Annotated in this window: 15 protein-coding genes; 13 read left to right on the plus strand and 2 right to left on the minus strand. The window is 59.4% G+C overall.

Going from position 1 to position 14,705, the window contains the following annotated elements; all coding sequences use genetic code 11:
• The 5 genes from KGB20_RS24820 to KGB20_RS24840 all read left to right on the plus strand — a co-directional run bounded on the left by KGB20_RS24820 (position 1) and on the right by KGB20_RS24840 (position 5,688).
• Positions 1-660: a YjbF family lipoprotein gene (locus KGB20_RS24820; protein WP_223533143.1), complete on the plus strand. Its 660-nt coding sequence runs from the start codon at positions 1-3 to the stop codon at positions 658-660.
• 38 nt (positions 661-698) lie between these two features.
• On the plus strand, positions 699-1,430 hold the full coding sequence (locus KGB20_RS24825; protein ID WP_223533145.1) for a capsule biosynthesis GfcC family protein: 732 nt from the start codon (positions 699-701) through the stop codon (positions 1,428-1,430).
• A complete protein-coding gene (locus KGB20_RS24830) occupies positions 1,427-3,520 on the plus strand; it encodes a YjbH domain-containing protein (protein ID WP_223533146.1) in 2,094 nt (697 codons plus the stop codon). The genes KGB20_RS24825 and KGB20_RS24830 overlap by 4 nt, the downstream gene beginning before the upstream one ends.
• Positions 3,517-3,900, plus strand: coding sequence for a VanZ family protein (locus tag KGB20_RS24835; RefSeq protein ID WP_150812403.1), 384 nt, complete (start codon positions 3,517-3,519; stop codon positions 3,898-3,900). Before KGB20_RS24830 ends, KGB20_RS24835 begins: the two co-directional genes overlap by 4 nt.
• Before the next feature lie 222 nt (positions 3,901-4,122).
• Positions 4,123-5,688, plus strand: a complete 1,566-nt coding sequence (locus KGB20_RS24840) for a methyl-accepting chemotaxis protein (protein ID WP_159389584.1) — start codon at positions 4,123-4,125, stop codon at positions 5,686-5,688.
• 194 nt (positions 5,689-5,882) lie between these two features.
• On the opposite strand, the gene KGB20_RS24845 is transcribed toward KGB20_RS24840, so the two are convergent.
• Positions 5,883-6,560: an alpha/beta family hydrolase gene (locus tag KGB20_RS24845; protein ID WP_223473362.1), complete on the minus strand. Its 678-nt coding sequence runs from the start codon at positions 6,558-6,560 to the stop codon at positions 5,883-5,885.
• Positions 6,561-6,654: 94 nt separating this feature from the next.
• On the opposite strand from KGB20_RS24845, the gene ccoN (KGB20_RS24850) reads away from it, so the two are divergent.
• The 8 genes from ccoN (KGB20_RS24850) to ccoP (KGB20_RS24885) all read left to right on the plus strand — a co-directional run bounded on the left by ccoN (KGB20_RS24850) (position 6,655) and on the right by ccoP (KGB20_RS24885) (position 13,562).
• Positions 6,655-8,079, plus strand: coding sequence for a cytochrome-c oxidase, cbb3-type subunit I (gene ccoN / locus KGB20_RS24850; RefSeq protein WP_223533148.1), 1,425 nt, complete (start codon positions 6,655-6,657; stop codon positions 8,077-8,079).
• A gap of 10 nt (positions 8,080-8,089) precedes the next feature.
• Positions 8,090-8,698, plus strand: a complete 609-nt coding sequence (gene ccoO, locus KGB20_RS24855) for a cytochrome-c oxidase, cbb3-type subunit II (RefSeq protein WP_057715669.1) — start codon at positions 8,090-8,092, stop codon at positions 8,696-8,698.
• A gap of 18 nt (positions 8,699-8,716) precedes the next feature.
• Positions 8,717-8,914, plus strand: coding sequence for a cbb3-type cytochrome oxidase subunit 3 (locus tag KGB20_RS24860; protein WP_159390382.1), 198 nt, complete (start codon positions 8,717-8,719; stop codon positions 8,912-8,914).
• Entirely contained in the window at positions 8,911-9,864 is a 954-nt protein-coding gene (ccoP, locus tag KGB20_RS24865; protein WP_223533150.1) for a cytochrome-c oxidase, cbb3-type subunit III, read from the plus strand. Before KGB20_RS24860 ends, ccoP (KGB20_RS24865) begins: the two co-directional genes overlap by 4 nt.
• Positions 9,865-10,346: 482 nt before the next feature.
• Positions 10,347-11,789, plus strand: coding sequence for a cytochrome-c oxidase, cbb3-type subunit I (ccoN, locus tag KGB20_RS24870; protein ID WP_008050393.1), 1,443 nt, complete (start codon positions 10,347-10,349; stop codon positions 11,787-11,789).
• The gene (ccoO, locus tag KGB20_RS24875) at positions 11,789-12,397 is read left to right on the plus strand and encodes a cytochrome-c oxidase, cbb3-type subunit II (RefSeq protein WP_009042961.1); all 609 of its coding nucleotides are present in this window, start codon (positions 11,789-11,791) and stop codon (positions 12,395-12,397) included. The genes ccoN (KGB20_RS24870) and ccoO (KGB20_RS24875) overlap by 1 nt, the downstream gene beginning before the upstream one ends.
• A 5-nt stretch (positions 12,398-12,402) precedes the next feature.
• A complete protein-coding gene (locus KGB20_RS24880) occupies positions 12,403-12,588 on the plus strand; it encodes a CcoQ/FixQ family Cbb3-type cytochrome c oxidase assembly chaperone (RefSeq protein ID WP_003175465.1) in 186 nt (61 codons plus the stop codon).
• The gene (ccoP, locus tag KGB20_RS24885; protein WP_150812399.1) at positions 12,585-13,562 is read left to right on the plus strand and encodes a cytochrome-c oxidase, cbb3-type subunit III; all 978 of its coding nucleotides are present in this window, start codon (positions 12,585-12,587) and stop codon (positions 13,560-13,562) included. Before KGB20_RS24880 ends, ccoP (KGB20_RS24885) begins: the two co-directional genes overlap by 4 nt.
• 70 nt (positions 13,563-13,632) lie before the next feature.
• Here ccoP (KGB20_RS24885) and KGB20_RS24890 read toward each other — a convergent pair whose 3' ends face one another.
• Positions 13,633-14,637, minus strand: coding sequence for a metallophosphoesterase family protein (locus tag KGB20_RS24890; RefSeq protein WP_223533151.1), 1,005 nt, complete (start codon positions 14,635-14,637; stop codon positions 13,633-13,635).
• Between the last annotated feature and the right edge of the window lie 68 nt (positions 14,638-14,705).

The raw sequence follows: 14,705 nt of genomic DNA on the forward strand, positions 1-14,705 counted from the left end.
GTGAAATTTCTGCGACTGGCCACCCTGGCGGTGGCCTCCTTGCTGGTGAGCGCCTGCAATCCGTTGATGACCGCTTCCATGGACACGCTGAAGGCCGCGTTCGAAGGGCCTGAGCCCTTGGAGCTGACTCGCCAGCAGGTCGATGCAACGCCTTACTACCAGATCACCATCGCGGCCCCTACGGGTGAAGCCGTGATGGCGTTAGTGCGTCTGCAGGATGGCGTGGGCTTCTGGATGGCCTCGACTCGCCAGATCCTGATGCTCGAGGACGGCCTGGCCATTCGCAGTGTCGGTTTCAACGACAATCTGGATGGCACTCGCTTCGACGGCGTGTCCCCGTTCAAGACCGGACTGCACCGTATTCCCGATGGCCTGCAAACCCGACGTCAGGTGGACTTTAACGACGGTTATCGAATGGGTGTCAGCGTGACCAGCCGTTTCAACAGGAAAGGCCTGGAGACCGTGCACATCCTCGACCGCGATGTGGAACTGCTGCGCGTGGACGAAGAGATCGCGATGGACGGCCTGGGCTTCACCGCGCAGAACCGCTACTGGGTCGACCCCACCGATGGTTTCATCATGGCCAGCGAGCAACACCTGACCCCCGAATTGCCCCTACGCATTGTTCAAGTGCGCCCGAATAAGCCGGTAGTGCAATGATTTTTCGCTCTTCCTGGCTGCTTTGCTGCAGCCTGCTCATGACTTTTGCCGCAAATGCTGACTCACTGGTCACGGTGCAGGGCGATGCCGCCAAGCCCGGGCGTTACTCGATTGTGGACGGCACACGCCTGCATGACGTGCTGCTGGAGGCTCAGGTGAGTCCCAAGGCTTATCTGCTCGGGGCCGCCTGGTTGCATACCCCTCTGCGTGATGCGCAAGAGCGTCTCAAGGTTGGTGTTCTTTTCGATCTGTCGACCTTGCACAGTAATGCGTTAGTAGGCGATCAGGCTGGATTGGCGGCACTTGCCGCACGTCTTCGCGACAAGGTGCAGGCCATGCCGGTGACCGGGCGCAAGGTCGCCCAACTTGACCCGGTGCAGGTTGAATTGAACCGCGTTAACAACCGTTTCCTGAATGACGGCGATGTACTGCTTTACCCACTTCGCCCAACCACGGTTCGGGTCGAAGGCGCGGTGCTGGGTGAGTGCGAATTGCCGTTCCAACCGTTACAAGCAGCGATCGAATATCTCAAGGCTTGCCCCCGCGATCCAAACGCTGACGCCGACTGGCTCTTCGTGATTCAGCCTGACGGCCGGGTATTCAAAGGCGGCGTGGCTCTATGGAACGAAACCACATCCGTACCTCCGGCTCCGGGAGCACGCATTTACGTGCCGGTGCACAACAGCAAACAAGGCGATCCCACGTCTGATCTGAATACCGAACTGGCTGCCTTCATTGCCACCCAGCCTTTGCTGGAGGTGAAGCCATGAAGTATCACTTGATCCCTTGCTTATTGCTGGGTTGCAGCACGTGGGCGGTGGCAGAGCCGCGCTATACCCAGAACGATTTCGGCGGTGTGGGCCTGCTGCAAACGCCTACTGCGCGCATGGCGCCTGCGGGTGAGTTGTCACTGAACGCTAACCGTACCGATCCTTACAGTCGTTATAGCGTGTCCTTTCAGCCGTTCGATTGGTTGGAGGGTTCGTTCCGCTACACCGCTATTACCAACCGCGATTATGGTTCGGAAGAGTTGAGTGGCAACCAAAGCTATAAGGACAAGGCGATCGACGCCAAAGTGCGTCTGCTCGAAGAGTCTCACTGGATACCGCAAGTGGCGCTGGGTGCGCGAGACATTGGCGGTACCGGCTTGTTCTCCAGCGAATATTTTGTCGGCAACAAACGCTTTGGCAATTTTGACCTGAGCCTGGGCCTGGCATGGGGTTACATCGGCAATCGTGGTGACATGGAGAATCCGTTGGGCTGGCTCGACGACAAGTTCGATGAACGTCCCACTACCAACAATAGTCAGGCGGGTGACTTTAACGGTAACCAGTACTTCCGCGGTTCGCCCTCCTTCTTCGGCGGCGTAACTTACCAAACGCCCTGGGACCCACTGTCTCTGAAGCTCGAATATGAAGGCAACGACTACCAGCACGAACCCCAGAACAACAACCAGGTCCAGGACTCGCCAATCAACCTCGGCTTCGTTTTCAAAGCCAACGACTGGATCGATCTGCACGCTGCCTGGGAACGCGGCAACACCGCGATGTTCGGCATCACCATGCACACCAACTTTGCCACCCGCAAGGCGCCGACCAAGAGCTTCGATCCCAAGCCCGAGCCTGTGTCCGACACCAAACCCATGGTCGCGCCGCAAGATGTGCAGTGGGCCGGTGTCGCCAAGCGCCTGCAAACCAACGCGGGCTACACGGTTTCGCGCATCACCCAGCGGGATTCCGAAGTCATTGTTTATGGCGAGCAAGGCCGTTATTTCCATACGCCGAAAGCCGTTGGCCGCGCTTCGCGCATTCTGGACAACAGCGTCAACGACGAAATCGACTGGTTCACCATGGTCGACACGCGCTACAGCCTGCCGGTCGAGGAAGTCAGCCTGCCTCGCGATACCTTCCGTGAAGTGGTGCAAGAGGATCGTCCGCTGGAAGACCTGCGTCGGGTGACCGAGATGAACGTCCCGGTACCGCATCAGGAAAAGACCCTGTTCGAGCAAAAGCCTGACCCGCTCAGCTATGGCTTGGGTCTGGGCTACAAGCAAAACGTCGGCGGCCCCGACGGGTTCCTGTTGTACCAGTTCAGTGCGGACTTGAATGGCGAGTATCGCTTCAAGCCTGATCTGTGGTGGAGCGGCACCCTGAGCGCGAACCTGGCGAACAACTTCGACAAGTTCAAGTACGACGCACCTAGCGGTCTGCCACGTGTGCGTACCGACCTGCGCCAGTACATGACGACTTCGGAAGTCACCATGCCGACCTTCCAGATGAACAAGGTCAAACAGCTGGATGAGGACCTTTACGGCATGCTGTACGGCGGCTATCTGGAATCGATGTTCGCCGGTGTCGGTGGCGAAGCGCTGTATCGTCCGATGGGCGAGCGCTGGGCCGTGGGTGTGGACATGAACTGGGTCAAGCAGCGTGACTTCGATCAGGGCTTTGGTCTGCGTGACTACGACACCATCACCGGCAATGCCACGCTTTACTATCGCAGTTCGTTCCAGGACATTCTCGGTGCGGTCAGCGTTGGACGTTATCTGGCCAAGGACTATGGGGTTACCCTGGACCTGTCCCGTGAATTCAACAATGGCGTGCGTTTCGGTGGCTGGATGACGGTGACCAATGCGACCAAGGAAGAGTACGGCGAAGGTAGCTTCGGCAAAGGCATTTACTTCTCGATTCCGTTCGACGAATTGATGGCCAGCTCCACCACCCGCCGTGCCAGCCTGGCGTGGACGCCGCTGACCCGTGACGGTGGTGCCGCACTGGCGCGCAGCTACTCGCTGTATTCCCTCACGGAGCGTCGCAACATCGACCTGTTCCACAACAACTTCTACAAGGTCACCGAATGAAGCAGCGAGTCCTGCAAGCCCTGCCCAAACTGGCGTTTTTCGTGATCTTGCTGGTGCTGTGTTTCGCCGGGATGCGCGGCGAGCCGGTGCCTCAGGTGTTCGAGAACCAGGACAAGCTGCATCACTGGGCAGGTTTCGCCTGCCTGACGGTGAGCGCCTATCTGGCGTTCCCCGGCACGCGGTTGATCTGGCTGTTGTTCTGGCCGTTGGTGGGCTCGGTGGTAATTGAGCTGGAACAGAGCTTCATGCCGCTGCGCAGCGCGTCATGGGGTGACATGGTGGCCAATGCCACCGGCGTGACGTGCGGTATGTTGGTGATTCTGGCGTGGCGCGGGTATCGGAACACCCAGCTCAAAAAGGCTTCCGAGCTGGCGTCGTGAAGCGCTAGCCGAGCTTCTGTAGGAGCGAGCTTGCTCCGGGCGGCGCTCCGACGATGTTCGTTCAGTTAACGTTGATGTTGTCTGATAGACCATCGCGAGCAAGCTCGCTCCTACAGGGGTTTTGTGTTCATCCCTTGGCAGCGCATCGGCTGTTGAAAAATAAACTCAACAAATCCCCTCCCCCGCCGACACCCTGTCAAAGCCTCACGGATTGAAAACGCCATGCGTAACAACCAGCCTATTACACAACGCGAACGAACCTTCCCCGCTCAGCAACGGTTGATTTCCACCACCGATGCCAAGGGCATGATCACCTACTGTAACGATGCTTTCGTTGAGATCAGTGGGTTTTCCCGAGAGGAATTGATTCGTGCGCCGCATAACCTGGTGCGTCACCCCGACGTGCCGGCAGCGGTGTTCGCGCACATGTGGGGCACGCTCAAGCAAGGCTTGCCCTGGATGGGCATTGTGAAGAACCGCTGCAAGAGCGGCGATCACTACTGGGTTAACGCCTATGTGACACCGATCTTCGAAGGCAATCAGGTGATCGGTTACGAGTCGGTGCGAGTCAAGCCCACCGCCGAGCAGATCCGCCGTGCCGAAGCGCTCTACCAGCGCATCAACCAGGGCAAGTCGGCTGTTCCCTCCTCGGATAAATGGTTGCCGATGCTGCAGGACTGGCTGCCGTTCATTCTGGTCAGCCAATTGAGCTTCATGATCGGTGCCTCGTTGAACTCCCACTGGGGGTTTGCCCTGGCTGCGGGGCTCTCGGTGCCACTGGGCCTGATGGGCCTCCAGTGGCAACAGCGAGGCCTCAAGCGTTTGCTGCGCCTGGCCGAGCAGACCACCTCCGATCCGTTGATCGCACAGATGTACACCGACAGTCGCGGCGCCCAGGCGCGTCTGGAAATGTCCATCCTCAGTCAGGAAGCACGCCTGAAAACCTGCCTGACGCGTCTGCAGGACACGGCCGAACACCTGACCGATCAGGCCCGACAGTCCGACGCCCTGGCGCACAACAGCTCCAGCGGCCTGGAACGTCAACGGGTCGAGACCGAGCAAGTGGCCACCGCGGTCAACCAGATGGCCGCGACCACCCAGGAAGTCGCCAGCCATGTGCAGCGTACCGCTGACGCCACCCAGGAAGCCAATCGCCTGACCGGTCGTGGTCGTGACATCGCCGGGGAAACCCGCGAAGCCATCCAGCGCCTGTCGGTGGTGGTCGGTGAAACCGGCGTGACCGTGACCCAACTGGCCAAGGACAGCAACGAAATCGGTGGCGTGGTCGACGTGATCAAAAGCATCGCCGACCAGACCAACCTGCTGGCCCTGAACGCCGCCATCGAAGCGGCCCGTGCCGGCGAGATGGGTCGTGGTTTTGCGGTGGTGGCCGACGAAGTCCGTCAGCTGGCGCAACGCACCAGCGAGTCCACCGGGCAGATTCACGCGCTGATCGCCAAGCTCCAGCACACCGCCGGCACCGCCGTGCAAACCATGGAAGCCGGGCATCGTCAGGCGGAAGAAGGCGTGGCGCGGGTACTGGAAGCGGACCAGGCGCTGGTGGGGATCAGCGAAGCGGTGGCCAACATCACCGACATGACCACCCAGATCGCTGCCGCGACTGAAGAGCAAAGTGCCGTGGCCGAAGAGATCAGCCGCAACATCAGCAACATTTCGGAACTGGCGGACCAGACCTCGGAACAGGCGCAGAACTCGGCGTTGCTGAGTGAAGAGCTGACCAAGACTGCCAATACCCAGTACTCGTTGGTGGAGCGGTTTAACCGCTGATTGTGGTTGATTCATAAAAAACCCGGACAGTAGAAGCTTCCGGGTTTTTATTGCCACTCTGAAAGTGATGTTGCCTGGCAGGTCGCATTCGCGAGCAAGCCCGCTCCCACATTCGACCGTATTTTTCTGTTAGAACCCGGTCAACTGTGGGAGCGGGCTTGCTCGCGAAGAGGCCCTCAAGGGCATTAAAAATCTCACTGAAGAAATGCAGCCACCTTCTGCGCCGCAGCCGCCAAATGCTGCTCATGGCTAAACCCCGAAGCCTTCAGCGGCTTCAAGTCATGATCCCCCGCCACCAGCCAGAACACCTCGATACCCGGCGATAGCGCATAACCCTCGACCGCCTCCCGGTTGCCCAACGCATCGCGTTCACCTTGCACGATCAAGGTCCGCGTCTTCAGCCCCGCCAAATGCTCAACCCGTGGCTTCTCCGGTTTGCCCACCGCATAGAACGGATAACCCAGGCACACCAGCCCATCCGCGCCCAACTCATCCGCCAGCAGACTGGCCATGCGCCCGCCCATGGACTTGCCGCCGATGGCCAGCGGCCCAGTGACATGGCGTCGCACCTGGGCATACACCTCACGCCAGCATTCCAGCAGTTTCGGCGCGGGGTTCGGCGGACGTCTACCGCCATCGAGGCGCCGTTGCGCCATGTAGGGAAACTCGAAGCGCAACACGTTGACGCCTTGAGCGGCGAGGCGTGCAGCCATGTCGCTCATCCAGTCGCTGTCCATCGGTGCGCCGGCGCCATGGGCGAGGATCAGCGTCGCCGCAGCCTTGCCAGCGGCGGCATTCCACAACCATCCATGATCCCGCACGCACTGCGCCCATTGATCCCCGTCAATACCGGCCTTGTGCCCTTTGTCCATGCTTGCCTCGCTTTTAGTCTGCCTATAACTCCGGCCGAAGGGTGCACTGCCTTGCGCTGCGCGCTCACTTCGGCTGAACCGTGGATGGGGAACCATGAACACTTCTATCAGTACCGCCTACAACTACAAGGTGGTCCGCCAATTCACCATTATGACGGTGGTGTGGGGCATCGTCGGCATGGGGCTCGGGGTTTTTCTCGCTGCCCAGTTGGTCTGGCCCGAACTCAACTTCAATCTGCCGTGGACCAGCTTCGGCCGTTTGCGCCCACTGCACACCAACGCGGTGATCTTCGCGTTCGGCGGCTGCGCGTTGTTTGCCAGTTCGTTCTATTCGGTGCAACGCACCTGCCAGACCCGGTTGTTTGCGCCGAAAATCGCCGCGTTCTGCTTCTGGGGCTGGCAGCTTGTGATTCTCCTGGCAGCCATCAGCCTGCCGCTGGGCTACACCAGCTCCAAGGAATACGCCGAGCTGGAATGGCCGATCGACATCCTGATCACCATTGTCTGGGTCGCCTACGCCATCGTGTTCTTCGGCACGATCATGCAGCGCAAGACCAAGCACATCTATGTCGGTAACTGGTTCTTCGGTGCGTTCATCGTCACCGTGGCGATCCTGCACATCGTCAACAACATGGAACTGCCGGTCAGCTTCACCAAGTCCTACTCGCTGTACTCCGGCGCCACCGATGCGATGGTGCAATGGTGGTACGGGCACAACGCCGTAGGCTTCTTCCTCACCGCCGGTTTCCTCGGAATGATGTATTACTTCGTGCCGAAACAGGCCGAACGTCCGGTGTACTCCTATCGTTTGTCCATCGTGCACTTCTGGGCGCTGATCACCCTTTACATCTGGGCCGGTCCGCACCACTTGCACTACACGGCGCTGCCGGACTGGGCGCAGTCGTTGGGCATGGTGATGTCGCTGATCCTGCTGGCGCCGAGCTGGGGCGGGATGATCAACGGCATGATGACCCTGTCCGGTGCCTGGCATAAGTTGCGCAGCGACCCCGTCCTGCGCTTCCTCGTGGTGTCGCTGGCGTTCTACGGCATGTCGACCTTCGAAGGGCCGATGATGGCGATCAAGACGGTCAACGCCCTCTCCCACTACACCGACTGGACCATCGGCCACGTACACGCAGGCGCCTTGGGCTGGGTGGCGATGATCTCCATCGGCGCGCTGTACCACATGATCCCGAAAGTCTTCGGACGCGAGCAGATGCACAGCATCGGCCTGATCAACGCGCACTTCTGGCTCGCCACCATCGGCACCGTTCTGTACATCGCCTCGATGTGGGTCAACGGCATCGCCCAGGGCCTGATGTGGCGTGCGGTGAACGAGGACGGCACGCTGACCTACTCCTTCGTCGAAACCCTGGTGGCCAGCCACCCAGGCTTCGTCGTGCGGCTGGTGGGTGGCGCGATCTTCCTCAGCGGCATGTTCCTGATGGCCTACAACACCTGGCGCACCGTGCGGGCCTCGCAGCCTGCCGAAGTCGCCGCTGCCGCGCAGATGGCCTGAGGAGTCCGCCATGAAACACGAAACTATCGAGAAAAACGTCGGCCTGTTGCTGCTGCTGATGATCCTGGCCGTGAGCATCGGCGGCCTGACCCAGATCGTCCCGCTGTTCTTCCAGGACGTGACCAACAAACCGGTGGAAGGCATGAAGCCCTACACCGCGCTGCAACTGGAAGGTCGCGATATCTATATCCGCGAAGGCTGTGTCGGCTGTCACTCGCAGATGATCCGTCCGTTCCGCGCCGAGACCGAACGCTACGGGCATTACTCGGTGGCCGGTGAAAGCGTGTGGGATCACCCGTTCCTGTGGGGCTCGAAACGCACCGGGCCGGACTTGGCGCGGGTCGGCGCGCGCTACTCCGATGACTGGCACCGCGCGCACTTGTACAACCCGCGCAACGTCGTGCCGGAGTCGAAGATGCCGGCGTACCCGTGGCTGGTGGCCAACCCGGTCGACAGCAGTCATACCGAAACCAAGATCAAGGCCATGCGTACCCTGGGCGTGCCGTACACCGACGAAGACATCACCGGCGCCGTCGCTTCACTCAAGGGCAAGAGCGAAATGGATGCATTGGTCGCCTACCTGCAAGTGCTCGGCACTGCCATCAAGAGCAAGAGGTGAGCCATGCCCCTGTCTTTTATAGAGATCGAATTGAGCACTGGGATGATCCGCGGCCTGGGCACCGTCGTGGTGTTCGTGGCCTTCGTCGGCCTGACACTGTGGGTATTCAACGGCAAGCGTAGCCCGGAATTCGCCGAAGCGCGCCTGCTGCCGTTCGCCGACGAGCCACAACCCGACATCACTGACGAATCAGCAACAAGGAGTACCCGGCCATGACCACCTTCTGGAGTACGTGGATCTGCGTACTGACCATCGGCAGCCTGATCGGCCTGACCTGGTTGCTGCTCAGCACCCGCAAGGGCGAAACCAAGGGCAGTGTCGACCAGACCATGGGCCACAGCTTCGACGGTATTGAGGAGTACGACAATCCGTTACCGCAATGGTGGTTCATGCTGTTCGTTGGCACCCTGGTGTTTGCCGTCGGCTATCTGATCCTCTATCCGGGCCTGGGCAACTGGAAAGGCATCCTCCCCGGCTACGAAAACGGCTGGACCGGGGTGCACGAATGGGAAAAGGAAATGGCCAAGGCGGACACGAAGTTCGGGCCGATCTTCGCCAAATTCGCGGCAATGCCCGTGGAAGAAGTGGCCAAGGACCCGCAGGCTCTGAAAATGGGCGGCCGCCTGTTTGCCTCCAACTGCTCGGTGTGCCACGGCTCGGACGCCAAGGGTGCATTCGGCTTTCCCAACCTGACCGACAGCGACTGGCGCTGGGGTGGCAACCCGGAAACCATCAAGACCACCGTCATGGGCGGCCGGATGGCGATGATGCCGGCCTGGGGTGAAGTCCTGGGGGAGGACGGTGTGAAAAACGTCGCTGCGTATGTGCGCCATGGCCTGGCCAAGCTGCCATTGCCTACCGACAGCAAAGCCGACCTGCAAGCCGGACAGCAAGCCTTCAGCACCACCTGCGTCGCCTGTCACGGAGCTGACGGCCAGGGCACTGAAGCCATGGGCGCACCGAACCTGATCCACCCGGCCGGCTTCATTTACGGTACAAGCCTGACGCAGCTTGAACAGACGATTCGGCATGGTCGCCAAGGCCATATGCCGGCGCAGAACGAACTGCTGGGCAACGATAAGGTGCAGTTGCTGGCTGCGTATGTGTACAGCCTGTCTCACGGTTTGAATACCGAGCGCCTGCAGGCTGAAGACAACCGCAAATAAATTCCGACCGCTCTGCTGCCGCATTCTCACGGATGCGGCAGTTCCCTGCCCCTTTGCGACCCATTGTCGCACCCTCGCACAGACTTTCTTTCGGAACCCCGGATTCGAGTCTAAGCTTCCCCCGATGCGGACTGGCCGGTGCCGGTTCCAGGTCGACCCTGAACGATGTGTTCGACGAATCTGCCCGATGACAGGCCGCAAAGGCTGGTAGATACCGGCTGTCGCGCCAGTTGCCTTCGGTCAGCCAAACGTTGCGTTTGAACACACCGCGTTACATCCGACCTGACCCCCTCGCCTGATCAGTCCGCCGGGACGTTTTGCCCACGGGCAATTTTGTCCCTACGCGGCGCATGGAAAGGCCGCAGAATCAGCTTTTGAAAGCATTGACCCAGGTCATGGCGCGTTGCAATGACCCCCTGCTTTCTCCATACTTGCGGCCGATTTTTAATCCTAATAAAACACCCAAACCGTGGAACCTTAGAATGAGCACAGCAATCAGTCCGACTGCTTATAACTATAAGGTAGTCCGCCAGTTCGCCATCATGACGGTGGTCTGGGGGATCCTTGGCATGGGGCTTGGTGTCTTCATCGCCTCGCAACTGGTCTGGCCGGAGTTGAACTTCGGTCTGGCATGGACGAGCTTTGGACGCCTGCGCCCGTTGCACACCAACCTGGTGATTTTCGCCTTCGGTGGATGTGCACTGTTTGCCACTTCTTATTACGTCGTGCAGCGAACCTGCCAAACGCGACTGATTTCCGACAGCCTCGCCGCCTTCACCTTCTGGGGATGGCAAGCGGTGATCGTCGGCGCGATCATTACCTTGCCGATGGGTTTCACCACCACCAAGGAATACGCGGAACTGGAATGGCCCCTGGCTATTCTGCTGGCCATTGTCTGGGTCACCTACGGTCTGGTGTTCTTCGGCACCATCGTCAAGCGCAAGACCAAGCACATCTATGTGGGTAACTGGTTCTACGGCGCGTTCATCGTCGTGACCGCGATGCTGCACATCGTCAACCACATGTCGCTGCCGGTCAGCCTGTTCAAGTCCTACTCGGCCTACTCGGGCGCGACGGACGCGATGATCCAGTGGTGGTACGGCCACAACGCCGTGGGCTTCTTCCTGACCACCGGCTTCCTGGGCATGATGTACTACTTCGTGCCGAAACAGGCCGAACGTCCGATCTACTCCTATCGCCTGTCGATCGTGCACTTCTGGGCGCTGATCACCCTGTACATCTGGGCCGGTCCGCACCACCTGCACTACACCGCACTGCCGGACTGGGCTCAGTCCCTGGGTATGGCAATGTCGATCATCCTGCTGGCGCCAAGCTGGGGCGGCATGATCAACGGCATGATGACCCTGTCGGGCGCCTGGCATAAGCTGCGCACCGACCCGATCCTGCGCTTCCTGGTCGTCTCCCTGGCGTTCTACGGCATGTCGACCTTCGAAGGCCCGATGATGGCCATCAAGACCGTCAACTCCCTGTCGCACTACACCGACTGGACCATCGGCCACGTACACGCCGGCGCTCTGGGCTGGGTTGCGATGATCTCGATCGGCGCCATCTACCACATGATCCCGAAACTGTTCGGTCGTGCGCAGATGCACAGCACCGGCCTGATCAACACCCACTTCTGGCTCGCGACCATCGGTACCGTGCTCTACATCGCCTCGATGTGGGTCAACGGCATCACCCAGGGCCTGATGTGGCGTGCAATCAACGATGACGGCACCCTCACCTACTCGTTCGTCGAAGCGCTGCAAGCCAGCCACCCGGGCTTCATCGTCCGAGCCCTGGGCGGTGCGTTCTTCGCCACCGGCATGTTGTTCATGGCCTACAACGTATTCCGTACCGTACGCGCCTCGAACCCGGCTGAAGCCAAAGCCGCCGAACAGATTGCCGTAGTTGGAGCTCACTGATGAAGCATGAAGCAGTCGAGAAGAATATTGGCCTGCTGGCCTTCTTCATGGTCATCGCCGTCAGCATCGGCGGCCTGACCCAGATCGTTCCGCTGTTTTTCCAGGATGTCACCAACAAGCCGGTCGAGGGCATGAAGCCCCGCACCGCCCTTGAACTGGAAGGCCGGGACGTTTATATCGCCAACGGTTGTGTCGGCTGCCACTCGCAGATGATCCGCCCGTTCCGTGCTGAAACCGAACGCTATGGCCACTACTCGGTCGCCGGTGAAAGCGTCTGGGACCACCCGTTCCTGTGGGGTTCCAAGCGTACCGGTCCGGACCTGGCCCGCGTCGGCGGTCGTTACTCCGATGACTGGCAGCGTGCGCACTTGTACAACCCGCGCAACGTGGTGCCTGAGTCGAAAATGCCGGCCTACCCGTTCCTCGTGGAAAACAAGCTCGACGGCAAAGACACCGCCAAGAAAATGGAAGTCTTGCGCACGCTCGGCGTCCCTTACACCGACGAAGACATCGCCGGCGCCAAGGATGCTGTGAAGGGCAAAACCGAAATGGACGCGCTGGTGGCCTATCTGCAAGGCCTGGGCACCATCATCAAAAGCAAACGGTGATCTAAATGGATATCGGGATGATTCGTGGCCTGGGCACCGTCGTTGTGATGGTGGCCTTCATCGGTCTGGCGCTGTGGGTATTCAGCCCCAAGCGCAAGTCTGAGTTTGAAGACGCGACCTTGCTGCCTTTTGCGGATGATCCCGAAGCCATCAAGCACGTCGAGCAAGCTTCTAGGAGTAACAAAGAATGACTACATTCTGGAGTCTGTACGTCACAGTCCTCAGTCTCGGTACGATCTTTTCCCTGACCTGGCTGCTGCTGTCGACCCGCAAGGGCCAGCGCACCGAACAGACAGACGAGACCGTCGGGCACTCCTTCGATGGCATCGAGGAGTACGACAACCCGCTGCCGAAATGGTGGTTCATGCTGTTCGTGGGCACCATCATCTTCGCACTGGGCTACCTGGTTCTGTATCCGGGCCTGGGTAACTGGAAAGGCCTGCTGCCGGGTTATGGCTACCTCGACAACGAGAAGCAGACCCCGTTCGCCAACGGCCAGACCGGCTGGACCGGCGTTCACGAGTGGGAAAAGGAAATGGCCAGGTCGGACGCCAAGTTCGGTCCGATCTTCGCCAAGTTCGCGGCCATGCCGATCGAAGAAGTGGCCAAGGACCCGCAAGCCCTGAAGATGGGTGGCCGCCTGTTCGCCTCCAACTGCTCGGTTTGCCACGGTTCCGACGCCAAGGGCGCCTACGGCTTCCCTAACCTGACCGACGCCGACTGGCGCTGGGGCGGCGACGCACAAGCCATCAAGACCACCATCATGGGCGGCCGTCACGCGGTGATGCCTGCGTGGGCTGAAGTGATCGGCGAGCAAGGCGTGGCCGACGTGGCCGCGTTTGTCCTGACCAACCTCGATGGCCGCAAGCTGCCGGAAGGCGCCAAGGCCGACCCGGTTGCCGGGCAGAAACTGTTCGCCACCAACTGCGTGGCGTGCCACGGCCCGGAAGGCAAGGGTACGCCAGCGATGGGCGCACCTGACCTGACTCACCCGGCAGCGTTCATCTACGGCTCGAGCTTCGCTCAACTGCAGCAGACCATCCGTTACGGCCGTCAGGGCCAGATGCCTGCGCAAGAGGCAATGCAGGGTAACGACAAGGTTCACCTGCTGGCCGCTTACGTCTACAGCCTGTCTCACGGTGAGAAGGCAGCGGACGCCGAGTAAGGCAAACGCTTGAAGCAACAAAAAACGGCCCCGCCAATGTGAATTGGCGGGGCCGTTTTGTTCTTGATGCCTATTTCATGACCGGTATCGTCTGGACGACCTTGCGACTTGGCCAGTTATTGCCTCTAACAACGCTAATGGCGAGCGACTGCTTATCATCGGAAAAGCTGGCAATAAGATACGTTTGCTGAGAAGCCGAACCGCTAAGAAATACGGGCACATAACCAAAACGCTCAGATTTTCCCCAATCGAACCAGCTGCCGGCCCCCCAGTGGTCGTGTCCACCAAAAATCGCCGTCACCCGGTACGTTTCGATCATCTGCTGAAACCTGGCGATCTGCTCACTCGTTCCTTTCCAGTCATACACCTTGTGCATATTAAGAATAATGATCTTGCCCTGCTGGCGGGCACTTCTTAAATCCCGCTCAAGCCAATCGAGTGCAGGCGTGATCTCAAAAGCGGTCGGTCCCAGTGGATTTCCGGACGAAAACTCCACAGCGTAGGTCGGTTCGTTATGCAACTGCACCATATGCACATCACCGAAGTTCTTCGAATAGGCAAGACTGCCATAATAAATCTTCCCCAGACCTGAGCTTCTAATTCCAAGATCCATTGAATCGGCCTTCCCCCAATAACGTTCCTTGAGTTCAACGATACTGCCCGCGGCGCAATTATTCAGAAAACAGTCGTCAACGTTATTCGCGTAATCATGATTACCCAGCCCATAATCATAAATACCTTCAAGTTTCCTCTCGAATACCTCTTTCATATACGAGCGTTCACTACCATGACCGAACGCCGTGATATCGCCATTGATCATCACGGGTATACGGGATGCACCGCCATTGCGCCTCCTGAAATCTGCAATGTCGGAATATTGCAACTCTACCAACTCCTTCGCACGCGCATCGTTGCCTGGAAGTCCTTCATCGGTGAGATCGCTCCAGGGGTACTGCGGATCCGAGACCAGAACCAGATGCTTCGGTGTTTCGGTTGCTGCAACGGCAAGGAGCAGGGGACATAGCAACGAGAATGCAGTCGCCACCAGCAGACCATATTTTCCATGTAAGTTCATAAAAATCCATTTCATCAATAATTAATAGTTACTCCGCAGTAGCGGCGTCCCGCCAGACACTAATCAAC

This window comes from Pseudomonas sp. BF-R-30 (assembly GCF_019956175.1).
GTDB lineage: Bacteria > Pseudomonadota > Gammaproteobacteria > Pseudomonadales > Pseudomonadaceae > Aquipseudomonas > Aquipseudomonas jessenii.

Excerpts from the sequence above, each read along its gene's own strand:
- ccoP (WP_150812399.1), top strand. The coding sequence starts at position 12,585 with ATGACTACATTCTGGAGTCTGTACGTCACAGTCCTCAGTCTCGGTACG.
- ccoO (WP_057715669.1), top strand. The coding sequence starts at position 8,090 with ATGAAACACGAAACTATCGAGAAAAACGTCGGCCTGTTGCTGCTGCTG.
- KGB20_RS24830 (WP_223533146.1), top strand. The coding sequence starts at position 1,427 with ATGAAGTATCACTTGATCCCTTGCTTATTGCTGGGTTGCAGCACGTGG.
- ccoP (WP_223533150.1), top strand. The coding sequence starts at position 8,911 with ATGACCACCTTCTGGAGTACGTGGATCTGCGTACTGACCATCGGCAGC.
- KGB20_RS24825 (WP_223533145.1), top strand. The coding sequence starts at position 699 with ATGACTTTTGCCGCAAATGCTGACTCACTGGTCACGGTGCAGGGCGAT.
- KGB20_RS24845 (WP_223473362.1), bottom strand. The coding sequence starts at position 6,560 with ATGGACAAAGGGCACAAGGCCGGTATTGACGGGGATCAATGGGCGCAG.
- ccoN (WP_223533148.1), top strand. The coding sequence starts at position 6,655 with ATGAACACTTCTATCAGTACCGCCTACAACTACAAGGTGGTCCGCCAA.
- KGB20_RS24890 (WP_223533151.1), bottom strand. The coding sequence starts at position 14,637 with ATGAACTTACATGGAAAATATGGTCTGCTGGTGGCGACTGCATTCTCG.
- KGB20_RS24880 (WP_003175465.1), top strand. The coding sequence starts at position 12,403 with ATGGATATCGGGATGATTCGTGGCCTGGGCACCGTCGTTGTGATGGTG.
- ccoN (WP_008050393.1), top strand. The coding sequence starts at position 10,347 with ATGAGCACAGCAATCAGTCCGACTGCTTATAACTATAAGGTAGTCCGC.
- ccoO (WP_009042961.1), top strand. The coding sequence starts at position 11,789 with ATGAAGCATGAAGCAGTCGAGAAGAATATTGGCCTGCTGGCCTTCTTC.
- KGB20_RS24840 (WP_159389584.1), top strand. The coding sequence starts at position 4,123 with ATGCGTAACAACCAGCCTATTACACAACGCGAACGAACCTTCCCCGCT.
- KGB20_RS24835 (WP_150812403.1), top strand. The coding sequence starts at position 3,517 with ATGAAGCAGCGAGTCCTGCAAGCCCTGCCCAAACTGGCGTTTTTCGTG.